Genomic DNA, 12910 nt, shown 5'->3' with positions numbered 1-12910 from the left:
CAGGCTTTCTCGTTATGGCTCAGAACGACGCGGTCAGGCTGGTGTAGAAGGTCCGTCCGGGCTCGTTGTAGGTAGCCGCGCCGGCCCCGTCTATGCCGACCACGCCCTGGGCGTTGCCGGCGCGGAACAGGCGCTTGTCGAACAGGTTGTCGACGCCGGCGCCGAGGCTCAGGTTCTTGCTCAGCCGATAGGTGCTGCCGAGGCCGGCGATGGCGTAGGGCGAGAGCTGGTCGTTGGCGCTGCCGGTGACGCGGTCGCCGTGATAGTCGTATTTCTTCGGCTTCTGCTTGCCGTACCAGGTGACCGTGGCCTGCAGCGAGAGGTCGTCGGTGGCCTGCCAGTCGAGCATCGAGTTGAGGGTGTAGCGCGGCGTCACCGAGAGCACGTCGCCGGTTTCCTTGTTCTTCGATTGCAGCATGTAGGTGAAGTTGTTGCTCCACTTCAGGCCGTCGGCCAGGGGCAGGGTCAGGGTGCCTTCGAGGCCCTCGACCACCGCCTTGGGCACGTTCTCCCACTGGTAGATCGCCGCGTTGGCGTAGTCGCCCTTGCCGCCGCTGGCGTGGTCGACCGGCGACAGGCCGGATTCGATCTTGTTCCTGTAGTCGTTGCGGAAGTAGGTCAGCCCCGCCACCAGGCCGTCGTGGCTGTACTCGATGCCCAGTTCCTTGTTCACGCTGGTCTCGGCCTTTAGGCCGTCGTTGCCGCGCAGGTAGCAACTGGTGCTCTGCCCGTAGCACCCCTGGCCGCGGCTGTAGAGCAGGTAGTCGGGGTTCAGCTGGTACAGGTTGGGCGCCTTGTAGGCGCGGGCGATGCCGGCCTTCAAGGTGAGCCGCTCGGTGAGCGCGTGGGACAGGTTCAGCGACGGGCTCCAGTTGTCGCCGACGATGTCGTGGTGGTCCCAGCGCAGGCCCGGGGTAAGCATGGTGCCTGGCATCAGCTCGATGTTGTCCTCGGCGAACAGCGAGAAGATCCGCGCCGAGGAGCTGCTGCTGCGGTTCTTCCCGGCGAGACCGGGGACCGAGCCGCCTTCCTCGGTGTTCTGGGTGTTGGAGCTGGGGTCGTCGAGCTTCTGCTCGCTCCACTCGCTGCCGAGGGTCAGGGTCTGCTCGTAGCCCAGGTGCAGCGGCAGGTTGACCTCGCCGTGGGCGGTCAGGTCGCGCAGGGTGGCGGTGTAGAAGCCGGCGTTGTTGGGATCGAAGATACCTTCGGTGCCGCCGGCCAGGCCTTCGTTGATCCGGCTGTTGCGGGTCTTCTCGTACTGCAAATAGGCCAGCGAGCTGCCGAAGTCCCATTCGCCGCGATGGGTGACCGAATAGGTCTCGCGGTACATGCGGTTGGTCTCGTGGCCGAGCATCTGCTTCACGTAGTTGTTGCTGTTGGTGTTCTGCGTGTCGCCGGTGTAGATGTTGCCCTGGCGGCTGAAGCCGGCCTCGAACTCGAGGGTCTGCCTGGGCGTCAGGCGCCAGCTGAGCAGCCCGTCGATGTCCTTGTTGCGCACGCCTTCGCGTCCGGCGGGGAGGCTGCCGGCGTGCTTGCCGGTGCGGTTGGACTCGTGGCCGGCATTGATGTCCCAGTCGTCCGAGGCGGTCTTGGCGATGTTGCCGTAGACGCGGTAGCTGAGGTTTTCCGTGAGCGGCCCGTTGAGGCCGAAGCTCATCCGTTCGCTGGCGCCCTCGGCCTTGTGCTGCGGGAAGTTGCTGTAGACGCTGAGATTGCCGTGGGTTTCCGCGCCGGCCTGCCTGGTGATGATATTCACCACGCCGCCCGCCGCGCCGTTGCCGTAGCGCGCCGCCGCCGGCCCGCGGATCACCTCGATGCGCTCGACCTGATCGGCCGGCACCCAGTTGCTGTCGCCGCGGCTGTCGCGCTCGCCGCGCCAGCCATAGCGCACCGAATTGCGCGAGCTGACCGGCTTGCCGTCGACCAGGATCAGGGTGTTCTCCGGGCCCATGCCACGGATGTCGATCTGCCGGTTGTTGCCGCGCTGGCCGCTGGAGCTGTTGCCGGTCAGGTTGACTCCCGGCATGGTCCGGATGATCTGCGACAGGTCGTTGCTCGGTGGCCGCCTGGCGATGTCCTCCGCGGTGATGATGGAGACCCCCGGCGCCTGCTTGGTTTCCTCCTGGGCGGTGGCGATCACGGTCTGCTCGCCCAGCTCGATGATGGAGCCGTCGTCCTGGCCGGCGGCGTGCACCGCGTTGGCCAGCAGGCAACTGGACAGGAGCAGGAAGGGAACGGCGGGAAGGGCGCGTGAGGACATCGGTGATCTCCGGGCAGTGCGGCAAAAAGCGAGAGATCACGAATGATATTGATTGTTATTTGAGAGTAAAGCGCATTAACTTTCTAAACACTTCGCCCTCAGGCGGCCGCCGGCAACCACAGGTGCAGGCATAGTCCGGGCCTGCCGTTGCTGGCCCAGAGCCGGCCACCCTGCAGCTCGATGGCGCGCCGGGCGATCGCCAGGCCGAGGCCGAAGCCTTCGCCGGCGGCGGCATCCAGGCGCTGGTAGGGGAGGAAGATACGCTCCAGCTGGTCCTCCGCCACGCCCGGCCCCTGGTCCTGCAGGCGCAGGTGCCAGAAGTCGCCCTCGCGCTCGCCGTCGAGGCTGACCGTGCCGCCCTCCGGAGAATGGCGGATGGCGTTGCGCAGGAGGTTCTCCATGGCCTGGGCGAGGCTGTCCAGGTGCGCCTCGACGCGACAGTCGATGCCCAGCCGGCAGGGCAGCCGTGACGGCTCCCAGCCGCTCTCGAAGCAGGCGTCCTCGCGCAGCGCTTCCCACACCGACAGCGCCAGCACTGGCTCGGTGGGCAGTTGCGGACGCTCGGTGTCCAGCCAGGCCAGGTCGAGAGTGTCTTCCAGCAGGCGCTGCATGTCGCCGACCTCGCGGTCCAGCCGCTGGCGCAGCTGGTCCGGCGGCAGGTCGCTGTCATGGGCGATGCGCAGGCGCGCCAGCGGCGTGCGCAGTTCGTGGGACAGGGTGCGCAGCAGCAGACGCTGCTGGGCGAGGCTCTGGCGCAGGCGTGCGGCCATGTGCTCCAGGGCTTGGGCCAGCTCGCCGAGTTCGTCGCGGCGCGCCGCCAGCGGCGCGGCGAGCGGCGTCGTCTCCAGTTCGTCGGCGCGCAGGGCGTCGGCGCGGTCGCGCAGGCGGTTCAGCGGCGCCACCAGGTGGCGGTAGAGCAGCAGGCCGAGCAGGGCGGCCAGCAGGGTCGGGACTATGCCGTGGGTGACCAGGCGAGTACGCGGGGTCAGCCCGCCGGGCAGCAGGCGTTCCGGCAACTGGATCACCAGCCGGCCCTGTTCGGGATGATCGGGAAACTCGATGCTGACGTACGGCAGTTCGTCCCGCAAGCGCCGGCTCATTGGCCAGTCGAGCTTGCGCATGAAGGTCAGGTGGCTCGATTCCGCGGCGCTCAACGGCGTGCTGCCGAGGCTTTCCAGGTGCGGGCCGACCAGCGCCACCCAGGTGTCTTCCTTCGCCGACAGTTCCTTGCGGAAGCGTTCGGCGCCCGCGGCGCCCTCGCTGCGCCAGGCATCCTCCGCCTGCCGCGCGTAGTCCGCCAGGTAGCTGCGGTCGGCGGGGGCGAGGAAGTAGGTGCTGCGCTCCACCGACAGGCCCCAGGTGTAGATCAGCCAGGTCAGCAGCAGGCAGAAACCGACCTGCAGCAGCGCCAGTTTCCACAGCAGCGGATGCCTGCGCATCAGGGCCGTTCCGTTTCCACCAGCAGGTAGCCCTGGCCGCGTACCGCCTGGATCTGCAGGTGGCGCACGGCGATGGCGGCGAGCTTGCGGCGCAGGTTGCAGACGTGCACGTCGAGACCGCGATCGAGGCGGGTGTAGTTGCGGTGCAGCACGCTGCGATAGAGGAAGGGTTTGCTCAGTGCCTCGCCGGCGTGTTCGCGGAGGATGGCCAGGAGGCGGTACTCGGACGGCGTCAGGCCTGCCGGGAGCCCCTCGTGGAACACCTCCCGGGCCTGTTCGTCGAACGCCAGCCGGGTGTCCTGGCGTGGCGCGGGCGGCTGGCGATCCAGGCGTACCCGGCGCAGCAGGGCGTCGGTGCGGGCATCCAGCTCGGCCAGGCTGAACGGCTTCGGCAGGTAGTCGTCGGCGCCGCGGGTGAAGCCGCTGATGCGATCCTGCTCGGCGCCCAGCGCCGACATCAGCATCACCGGCGTGGCCTGCTCGCGGCGCAGCGACTCCAGCAGGGCCAGGCCGTCGAGGCCGGGCAGCATGATGTCCAGCAACACCAGGTCGAATGCTTCGCGCCCGGCGGCTTCCAGCCCGTGCGAGCCATCGCCGCAGACGGTCACGTGGAAGCCGCGCTGGCGGAAATGCGCGTCGAGATCCTCGCGCAGGCGCGGATCGTCTTCGACCAGCAGCAGGCGGGGGGCGGGAGCGGGCAGGGTAGTATGAGAATGATTCACGTTTGTGAATATCGCATTTCCACGTGACCGGGGGCAATGGGCCAATGCGACGCAGCGCTCATGGCGGCGGAAATACTTTTCGACAAAACCGCCGTTGCCTCGGTTTTTTTTCTGGCATAGGGTCGGCGGGTCCGCAGGAGGCGGGCAGGGGTGTGGCGAATGGCCAGCCTTTCGCGGCGGCGCGGGATTGTACGATCATTCGCCGCGTCGGTGGCACGCGCTGTTCGAACCGTCCATCGCAGGTGACTATCAAGGAAGATTTCCCATGCTGTTCTCCCAACATACCCGCCTGGTCCACGTGGATTCCCCTTTGGGCCCCGAGGTCCTGCAACTGCAACGGCTGGAAGGCCGCGAAGAGTTGGGCAGGCTGTTCAACCACGAGCTCGAGCTGGTTTCGAGCAATCACGCCCTGCCCCTGGACGCCCTGCTGGGCAAGCCGATGAGCCTGGCACTGGAATTGCCCGGCGGCATCCGGCGGCATTTCCACGGCATCGTCGCGCGCTGCAGCCAGGGTGCCGGCAGCGGCCAGTTCGCCAGCTACCAGGTCACCCTGCGGCCCTGGCTGTGGCTGCTCACGCGCACCTCCGACTGTCGCATCTTCCAGAACCAGAAGGTCCCGGACATCATCAAGCAGGTGTTCCGCGATCTCGGCTTCTCCGACTTCGAGGATGCCCTGACACGCCCCTACCGCGAGTGGGAGTACTGCGTGCAGTACCGCGAGACCAGCTTCGACTTCGTCAGCCGGCTGATGGAGCAGGAGGGCATCTACTACTGGTTCCGCCACGAGAAGAAGCGCCACATCCTGGTCCTCTCCGACGCCTACGGTGCGCACCAGAGCCCGGTCGGCTACGCCAGCGTGCCTTACTACCCGCCGACCCTCGGCCACCGCGAGCGCGACCATTTCTTCGACTGGCACGTGGCGCGCGAGGTCCAGCCCGGTTCGCTGAGCCTCAACGACTACGATTTCCAGCGTCCCGGCACCCGCCTGGAGGTGCGCTCCAACGTGGGGCGCGCCCATGCGGCGGCGGACTACCCGCTGTACGACTACCCCGGGGAATACGTGCAGAGCCAGGATGGCGAACACTACGCGCGGACCCGCATCGAAGCGATCCAGACCCAGCACGAGCGGGTACGCCTGCGCGGTTGCGCCAGGGGCATCGGCTCCGGGCACCTGTTCCACCTGAGCAACTATCCGCGGCTCGACCAGAACCGCGAGTACCTGGTGGTGGCGGCGGAATACCGGGTGGTCCAGGAGCTTCTCGAGACCGGCAATGGCGGCGCCGGAGCGCAGTTCGAGAGCGAACTGGACTGCATCGATGCCGCCCAGCCGTTCCGGCCGTTGCCGCTGACGCCGGTGCCGGTGGTGCGCGGCCCGCAGACCGCGGTGGTGGTCGGGCCCAAGGGCGAGGAGATCTGGACCGACCAGTACGGCCGGGTCAAGGTGCACTTCCACTGGGACCGCCACGACCAGTCGAACGAGAACAGCTCCTGCTGGATGCGCGTATCCCAGGCCTGGGCCGGGAAGAACTGGGGCTCGATCCAGATCCCGCGGATCGGCCAGGAGGTGATCGTCAGCTTCCTCGAAGGCGACCCGGACCGGCCGATCATCACCGGGCGGGTCTACAACGCCGAGCAGACAGTGCCTTACGAACTGCCGGCGAACGCCACCCAGAGCGGCACCAAGAGCCGTTCGAGCAAGGGCGGCACGCCGGCCAACTTCAACGAGATCCGCATGGAGGACAAGAAGGGCGCCGAGCAGCTGTACATCCACGCGGAGAAGAACCAGGACATCGAGGTCGAGAACGACGAGACCCACTGGGTCGGTCACGACCGCAGCAAGACCATCGACCACGACGAGACCGTGCACGTGAAGCACGATCGCACCGAGACGGTGGACAACAACGAGACCATCACCGTGCATGCCAACCGCAGCAAGACGGTGGACCGCAACGAAACGGTGAAGATCGGCATGAACAAGAGCGAGACCATCCTCATGGCCTCGCTGCAGAACGTCGGCATGGGGCGCATGGAAAACGTCGGCCTCGGCTACAGCCTCAATGTCGGCATGATGATGAACACGGTGGTCGGGTTGAACCAGAGCACCCAGGTGATGAAGAAGAAGACCCTGTCGGTGGGCGACAGCTACGAAGTGAGCGTGGGCGGCAGCGACGACGGGTCGAAGATCGGCCTGGACGGCAGGAGCATCGTCCTCGGCAGCCAGCGCATCGAGCTGACCGCCGACCGCGAGATCCTCCTGCGCTGCGGGCAGAGCACCATCCGCATCACCCCGGCGGAGATCGAGATCCTCTCGCCGAACGTCGATATCAACTGTTGAGCGGCCGGCGAATGCCCGGTCGCAGGTTTTGCCAAGGAAGGATGGATAGATGAGCGGGCTACCCGTTTCCCATGTCGGTGAAAAAGTCTCGGGAGGCGTGATCTCCACCGGCTCTCCCACCGTGCACGTCGGCAGCAGCGCGGTCGGCCTGGCCGACCGGGTGTCGGCCTGCGTGCCGCTGGTGGGCAAACCGGTCAACCCGATGCTCGGGTGCAAGTTGTTGCCGGAGGAGGTCGATTTCGCCCTGGCGGCGCCGGACACCTTCACCTTCGCCCGCGGCTACCTGTCGAGCAATCCGCGGGTCGGGCGGCTCGGCCAGGGCTGGTGGCTGCCGGGCGAAAGCATGCATCTGGAACTGGGTGACGAGGCTTGCGTGCTGGTCGATGCCCAGGGGCGGCGGATCGCTTTTCCCGCCCTGGCGCCGGGCGCGCAGTTCTATTCCGGCAGCGAGGAGCTCTGGCTGCGCCGCGGCGGCTCGAACCGCGAGGACGGCGAGGTGGAGGCCTGGCGCGGACGCTGGGCGGCGGTGCCGGCCGAACTCCGGGCGCAGGAAGCCTCGGTGCTGGTGCTCTCGGGCCACAGCTACCTGCACTTCCTTCGCCATCCCGACGGTATCTGGCGCCTGCAGGCCAGCTTCGGCCGCGCCGGCTACCGTACCGAGTACCGCTGGAGCGGACGCGGTCTGCTCACCGGCGTGCGCGACAGCGCCGGACGCAGCTATGCGCTGGTCTACCAGCAGGCCTGCGCGCCGAGCGAGGGCGACGACGGCCTGCGCCTGTTCGGCGTGATCCTGGCCAGCCACGACGGCCCGGCGCCGGACCATATCGACCCGCAGGATCCCGGGCTCGACTGGCTGGTGCGCTACCAGTTCAACGACAGCGGCGACCTGATCGCCGTGCGCGATCGCCTTGGCCAGGTGGTGCGGGTGTTCGCCTGGCACGCGCACATGCTGGTCGCCCATGGTGAGCCGGGCGGGCTGGAGGTTCGCTACGAGTGGGATGTCCATGCCCCGCACGGGCGGGTGCTGAAACAGATCGAGGCGGGCGGCCTGACCCGCAGCTTCCGCTACCTGCGCGATGCCACCGAGGTCAGCGACAGCCTCGGCCGCGTCGAACGCTACGAGTTCGCCGGCGAAGGCGGGCAGCGGCGCTGGACGGCGCTGGTCAGGGCTGACGGCAGCCGCACCGAGTTCGACTACGACCTGTTCGGCCGCCTGGTCGCCCTGCGCGACCCGCTGGGCCGGGAGACCCGGCGCCGGCGCGATGGCCAGGGGCGGACGTTGGAAGAGGAGACGCCGGGCAAGGCGCGTTACCGCAAGACGCTCGACGAGGAGACCGGGCTGCTGGTCGAACTGGAGGACGCGATGCAGCGCCGCTGGCGCTTCGAGCGCGACGAGCGGGGCAACCCGGTCACCGTGCACGGCCCGGCCGGCAGCACCCGCTATCGCTACGAGGACGCGCGCCTGCCCGACCGGCCGACGCGGATCGTCGATCCGCGTGGCGGTGAACGACGCCTGGAGTGGAACCGGCTCGGCCTGCTGGCGGCGCTGACCGACTGTTCCGGCCAGACCTGGCGCTACGAATACGACAGTGAAGGACGCCTGACCTGCGAGACCGATCCGCTGGGCCAGGTCACCCGGCGCCGCTACGATCCGCTGGGCCAGTTGATCGGCCTGGCCCTGGCCGATGGCAGCGCCCTCGGCTACGCCTACGACGCTCTCGGAAGGCAGACCCGGATCAGCGATGCCGAGGGCCGGGCCACGCTGTTTTCCTGGGGGCATGGCGATCTGCTGGCGCTGGTCTCCGATGCCAGCGGTCGCGAGTTGTCCTACCAGCACGACGAGGCTGGCAGGCTGCTCACCCTGACCAACGAGAACGGCGCCCAGGCGCATTTCCGCTACGACCCGCTCGACCGCCTGGTCGAGGAGACCGGCTTCGACGGGCGTCGCCAGCGCTACCGCTACAATGCCGCCGACGAGCTGGTTGCCCGCGAGGACGCCGACGGTCGGGAGACCGCCTATGCCTACGACCGCGACGGTCGCCTGGCGAGCGTCCGGATCCCGGCCAGCGATGCTGCGCCGGCGCTGGTCGAACGTTACCGCTGGCTGGCCGACGGCCGCCTGGCCAGTGCCGTCGGGCCGGATTGCGAAGTCCGCTACGAGTACGACGAGGTGGGCAACCTGCGCCTGGAAAGCCAGCTACATGCCGATGGCTGGGTCTACAGCGTCGAGCACAGCCACGACGAGCTGGGCATGCGTCAGACCAGCCGCTACGGCGACGCGCCGCCGGTGACCTGGCTGACCTACGGCGCCGGTCACCTGCACGGCGCGCTGGTCGGCGCCATCGAGCTGGCCTTCGAGCGTGACGCCCTGCAGCGCGAGGTGCGTCGCGACGCGCGCCATGGTGGGAAGAGCGATGCGCTGTTCGTCCAGGAGCGCCGCTACGGTGCGCTGGGGCGCCTGCAGGAGAGTCGCCTGCGCCTGGCCGGGGGCGCCGATTGGCAACGTGGCTATCGCTACGACGGACTCGGGCAACTGGTGGGCATCGACGACAACCAGCAGCCGGCCGTGCGCTACGAATACGACCTTGCCGGCCGCCTGCTCGGCAGCCGGCGAGCCGGCCTGCCGGACCGCCGCTACCACTACGACGCCGCCGGCAACCGCCTGGACGACGAGGTGGCGAACCGGCGCGAAGCGGGTCGCCAGGCCTTCGAGCACAACGAACTGTACCGTTCCGGGTTCACTCGCTCCGCAAGCGGCGAGAGCGAGACCGGCGAGGCCCCGCAGCGCTGGCTCGGCAACCGGGTGCAGCGGATCGCCGGCAATCGCTACCACTTCGATGCCCAGGGCAACCTGGTGGAGCGCGTCGGTGCCGACGGCGAGCGCCTGCGCCTGGCCTACGACGGCGCGCAGCGCCTGGTCCGGCTGACGCGCGAGGCTGCCGACGGCACGCGGGTGGAGGCGCGCTATCGCTACGACGCACTGTCGCGGCGGATCGCCAAGAGCGTGCTGCGCGACGGCGTCGAGCAACAGGTGCGTTTCGGCTGGGACGGCGACCGCCAGTGCGCCGAGGCCTTCGAGCGGCAGCTGCGCACGACGGTTCACGAACCGGGCGGTTTCGTCCCGCTGCTGCGCCTGGAGCAGGCCCGCGAACCCGATACCCCGGAACTGCTCGAGCTGCGCCGGACGTTCGCTGCCGAAGGCCAGCCGCTGCCGGCGCAATGCGTGCCGGAACTGGGCGAGGCGCGGTTCGCATTCTTCCATACCGATCATCTCGGGACCCCCCTGCAACTCAGCGACGAACGCGGGCAACTGCGCTGGCAGGGCGTCGCGCACGACTGGCGGGCGGTCGAGCCGGACCGCGAGCCCGGCGCGCAGCCGATCCGCTTCCAGGGCCAGTACCACGACGAGGAAAGCGGCCTCTACTACAACCGCTATCGCTATTACCTGCCCGAGGCCGGCCGCTACGCCAGCCAGGATCCGCTCGGCCTGGGCGGCGGGCCCAATCCCTATACCTATGCGCTGAACGCGCCGTCGGTGGCCTACGACCCCACCGGCCTGATCATCCCGCTGGTGGTGATCGGCGCCTTCGCCGCGCGGGCCGCGATCGGCGCGGCGCTGGGCGCCGGTATCGAGCTGGGCATGCAGACCGGCAAGCAAGTGCTGGGACAGATGAAGGACAACTGGGACAACGATCGCGATCTCACCGACATCAAGTGGAAGTGCATCGACATCAACTGGAAGCATGTCGGCGCCTCGGCGGCGATCGGCACCGTGGCGCCGGGCATGCTCAGCACCGGCAAGACGGTGGTCCAGTCGGCGAGGGCGATCAGGACCCTCTCGGGGCAGGCGGCGAACACCGCCAACCGCGCGGCCAAGCTGGCCGCGCGCAAGGCCGCGCATGCCGATACCATCAAGAAGGCGGTGGCCACCCAGGCCGCCTGGCAGACGGGCAAGCAGATCGTCAAGTGCCCGCTGAAGGACGAAGAAGAGGAGTGCCCACCGCAATGATCAAGCATTACCTGCTGATGACCCTCGTGTGCATTCCGCTGGCGTTGCTCTACGTCTGCCTGGAATGGTTCTTCGGCAACACCTGGGTGACCGTCGGGGTGTTCTTCGGCGTGCTCGTCGTGCTGCGCGTCGGCCTGTACCTGTATCGCCGTTCGAAGGGGATCAGGGATGGCTACCTGGACGAGTGAGGCAGACCCGAATCGTGGAGCTGCGCCCCATGCAGAGCCTTTTCCTCAACGGCACCGTCGGCGTCGGCAAGTCCACCGTCGCCGAGGCCCTGGCCGGGCGCCTGGCCGGGCGCGGCGTGGCGCATGCGCTGCTCGACCTGGACGCGATCCGGCACTGCTGGCCGGCGCCGGCGGACGATCCCTTCAACCTCGCGCTGGAGCTGCGCAACCTTGCCGTGCTGGCCGCCAACTATCGCGCGGCCGGAGCGCAACGCCTGATCCTGGCGGGGGTGCTCGAGCGTCGCGCCGACCTCGCGCGCTACCGCGACGCGCTCGGCGGGGGCAGGCTGTCGCTCTGTCGCCTGCAGGCGTCGCCGGAAACCCTCGCCGCGCGCCTGCGGATACGCCACGCCAGCGATCCGCAGGGGCTCGCCTGGCACCTGCGGCGCAGCGCCGAACTGGACGCGATACTGCGCGAGGCGGCATTGGACGATCTGGTGGTCGAGACCGATCGGATCGCCGCCGATGACGTCGCGCAGGCGCTGCTGGCGGCGTTCGGCTGGTAGCCTGGCGGCTTGCCCGTTTTTTCTTTGCCAAGGTCCGAGGAGCCGACCATGCTCGACCTGCCTACCTACGACGATGTGATCGCCGCCGCTCTTGTCGGCGGCTAGCCGCGTCTCGCCGTCCCTAGAGGCCGAGCCCCTCGCTGCTCGCCCAGCGCGGCATCAGGCCGTTCGATGGCAGGCTTTCGTCGAGCAGCTTGCGCGCGCTCTCCACGCCCGCCACCGGCAGGCCCCGCGGGTCGAGCAGGCCGATCTGCACCAGTACGCCGGCCTGGTCCCAGTAGATGTGCTCGTGGTACAGCCGGTCGCCGCGAAAGCGCACCACGCCGAGCATCGGGATTTCCACGAAGCGCCCGGTGGGCGGCACGCCGGGCAGCAACCAGTCGATCTCGCAGCTATGGGTGAAGCGCATGATGAACTCGTCGACCACCTGCAGTGCGCCGACCGTCCGCGAGATCGGCGTGAGCGTCATGTCCGGCGGGTTGCCGTGGATGAAATGGTGGCGGTAGAAGCGGCTCAGCTCGCGTTGGCCGACGCCGCCGGTGAGGGTCGGGACGTGGTTGACGTAGGGCTCGGCGACCATGGTCGCCATGGTCGCGGCAACGTCGCGGGTGTCGAACTCGTGGCGCACGTGCTCGTCCCACAGCGCCGACAGGTCGAAGTTCGGCCCGATCTCCCGCTTCAGGGCGGCGATGCTGCGCTCATGGGCCATCAGGTAGGCCGGCTTGTCGAAGTGCGTGCCGCCGACCCGGGCGAAGGCGTGGTCGACGCCGGGGTAGAGGTACAGCTCGGTCTTGGGCAGGGACCGCAGGCAGGGCAGGATGGTGTCGCGCGCCTGCGCCGGGCAGTAGGCGTCCTGTTCGGCGAAATGCAGCACCAGCCGGCCCCTTATCTGTTTCGCCTCGTCGAGCAGCGCCTCGATACCCATGCCGTAGTAGCCCACCGAGCAGGAAACGTCGGTGCGCGTCGCGGCGAGGTAGGCGAGCTTGCCGCCCATGCAGAAACCGACGAAGCCGATCCCGGCGTGGGCCACTTCCTCGCGCTGGCGCAGGTGCCCGATGCAGGCGGCGATGTCGTCCACCGCAGCGTCCAGGTCGATGCGCTGGAACAGGTCGATGGCGCTGGCGAAGGCCGCTTCGTCGTAGCCCAGGTCGACGCCCGGCTGCAGACGCCAGAACAGGTCCGGGACCAGCGCGACGTAGCCTTCCTCGGCGTACAGGTCGGCCACCGCGCGCATGTTCGCGTTGACCCCGAAGATTTCCTGACCGATCACCACGCCCGGGCCCTTGCCGCTGGCGGGGAGCGCGAGATACGCGTCGAACCGGCCGCTGCCGTCGGACGCGGCGATGCTGACGTACTGTCCCATGCCTGGATTCCTCATCGAGTTGTTGTTGGTGTGGGAAAACGCGAAAGCG

At 68.5% G+C, this 12910-nt stretch carries 8 protein-coding genes; 4 read left to right on the top strand and 4 right to left on the bottom strand.

Annotation, left to right across the window (positions count from 1 at the left end; translation table 11 throughout):
• Positions 1-19 precede the first annotated feature (19 nt).
• From pfeA to PSPA7_RS18840, 3 genes are all read right to left on the bottom strand, one after another.
• Entirely contained in the window at positions 20-2260 is a 2241-nt protein-coding gene (pfeA, locus tag PSPA7_RS18850) for a siderophore enterobactin receptor PfeA (RefSeq protein WP_012076477.1), read from the bottom strand.
• 98 nt (positions 2261-2358) lie between these two features.
• A complete protein-coding gene (pfeS, locus tag PSPA7_RS18845; RefSeq protein WP_012076476.1) occupies positions 2359-3699 on the bottom strand; it encodes a two-component system sensor histidine kinase PfeS in 1341 nt (446 codons plus the stop codon).
• Positions 3699-4421 carry a response regulator transcription factor gene (locus PSPA7_RS18840; protein ID WP_012076475.1) on the bottom strand — a complete coding sequence of 241 codons (723 nt, stop codon included), beginning with the start codon at positions 4419-4421 and terminating at the stop codon, positions 3699-3701. The genes pfeS and PSPA7_RS18840 overlap by 1 nt, the downstream gene beginning before the upstream one ends.
• Before the next feature lie 265 nt (positions 4422-4686).
• Here PSPA7_RS18840 and PSPA7_RS18835 point away from each other — a divergent pair, with 265 nt between their 5' ends.
• From PSPA7_RS18835 to PSPA7_RS18820, 4 genes are read left to right on the top strand one after another with little or no spacing between them, the layout of a single operon-like run.
• Positions 4687-6756 carry a type VI secretion system Vgr family protein gene (locus PSPA7_RS18835; RefSeq protein WP_012076473.1) on the top strand — a complete coding sequence of 690 codons (2070 nt, stop codon included), beginning with the start codon at positions 4687-4689 and terminating at the stop codon, positions 6754-6756.
• A gap of 49 nt (positions 6757-6805) precedes the next feature.
• Positions 6806-10765: an RHS repeat-associated core domain-containing protein gene (locus PSPA7_RS18830; RefSeq protein WP_012076472.1), complete on the top strand. Its 3960-nt coding sequence runs from the start codon at positions 6806-6808 to the stop codon at positions 10763-10765.
• A complete protein-coding gene (locus PSPA7_RS18825; protein WP_012076471.1) occupies positions 10762-10953 on the top strand; it encodes a hypothetical protein in 192 nt (63 codons plus the stop codon). Before PSPA7_RS18830 ends, PSPA7_RS18825 begins: the two co-directional genes overlap by 4 nt.
• Positions 10954-10982: 29 nt before the next feature.
• Positions 10983-11498: an AAA family ATPase gene (locus PSPA7_RS18820; protein ID WP_012076470.1), complete on the top strand. Its 516-nt coding sequence runs from the start codon at positions 10983-10985 to the stop codon at positions 11496-11498.
• A gap of 121 nt (positions 11499-11619) precedes the next feature.
• Here PSPA7_RS18820 and PSPA7_RS18815 read toward each other — a convergent pair whose 3' ends face one another.
• The gene (locus PSPA7_RS18815; protein WP_012076469.1) at positions 11620-12861 is read right to left on the bottom strand and encodes a dienelactone hydrolase family protein; all 1242 of its coding nucleotides are present in this window, start codon (positions 12859-12861) and stop codon (positions 11620-11622) included.
• Positions 12862-12910 lie beyond the last annotated feature (49 nt).

The sequence above is a fragment of the Pseudomonas paraeruginosa PA7 genome (assembly GCF_000017205.1).
GTDB lineage: Bacteria > Pseudomonadota > Gammaproteobacteria > Pseudomonadales > Pseudomonadaceae > Pseudomonas > Pseudomonas paraeruginosa.
This window is presented reverse-complemented; position numbering and strand designations above follow the sequence as displayed.

Excerpts from the sequence above, each read along its gene's own strand:
- pfeA (WP_012076477.1), bottom strand. The coding sequence starts at position 2,260 with ATGTCCTCACGCGCCCTTCCCGCCGTTCCCTTCCTGCTCCTGTCCAGT.
- pfeS (WP_012076476.1), bottom strand. The coding sequence starts at position 3,699 with ATGCGCAGGCATCCGCTGCTGTGGAAACTGGCGCTGCTGCAGGTCGGT.
- PSPA7_RS18835 (WP_012076473.1), top strand. The coding sequence starts at position 4,687 with ATGCTGTTCTCCCAACATACCCGCCTGGTCCACGTGGATTCCCCTTTG.
- PSPA7_RS18830 (WP_012076472.1), top strand. The coding sequence starts at position 6,806 with ATGAGCGGGCTACCCGTTTCCCATGTCGGTGAAAAAGTCTCGGGAGGC.
- PSPA7_RS18825 (WP_012076471.1), top strand. The coding sequence starts at position 10,762 with ATGATCAAGCATTACCTGCTGATGACCCTCGTGTGCATTCCGCTGGCG.
- PSPA7_RS18820 (WP_012076470.1), top strand. The coding sequence starts at position 10,983 with ATGCAGAGCCTTTTCCTCAACGGCACCGTCGGCGTCGGCAAGTCCACC.
- PSPA7_RS18815 (WP_012076469.1), bottom strand. The coding sequence starts at position 12,861 with ATGGGACAGTACGTCAGCATCGCCGCGTCCGACGGCAGCGGCCGGTTC.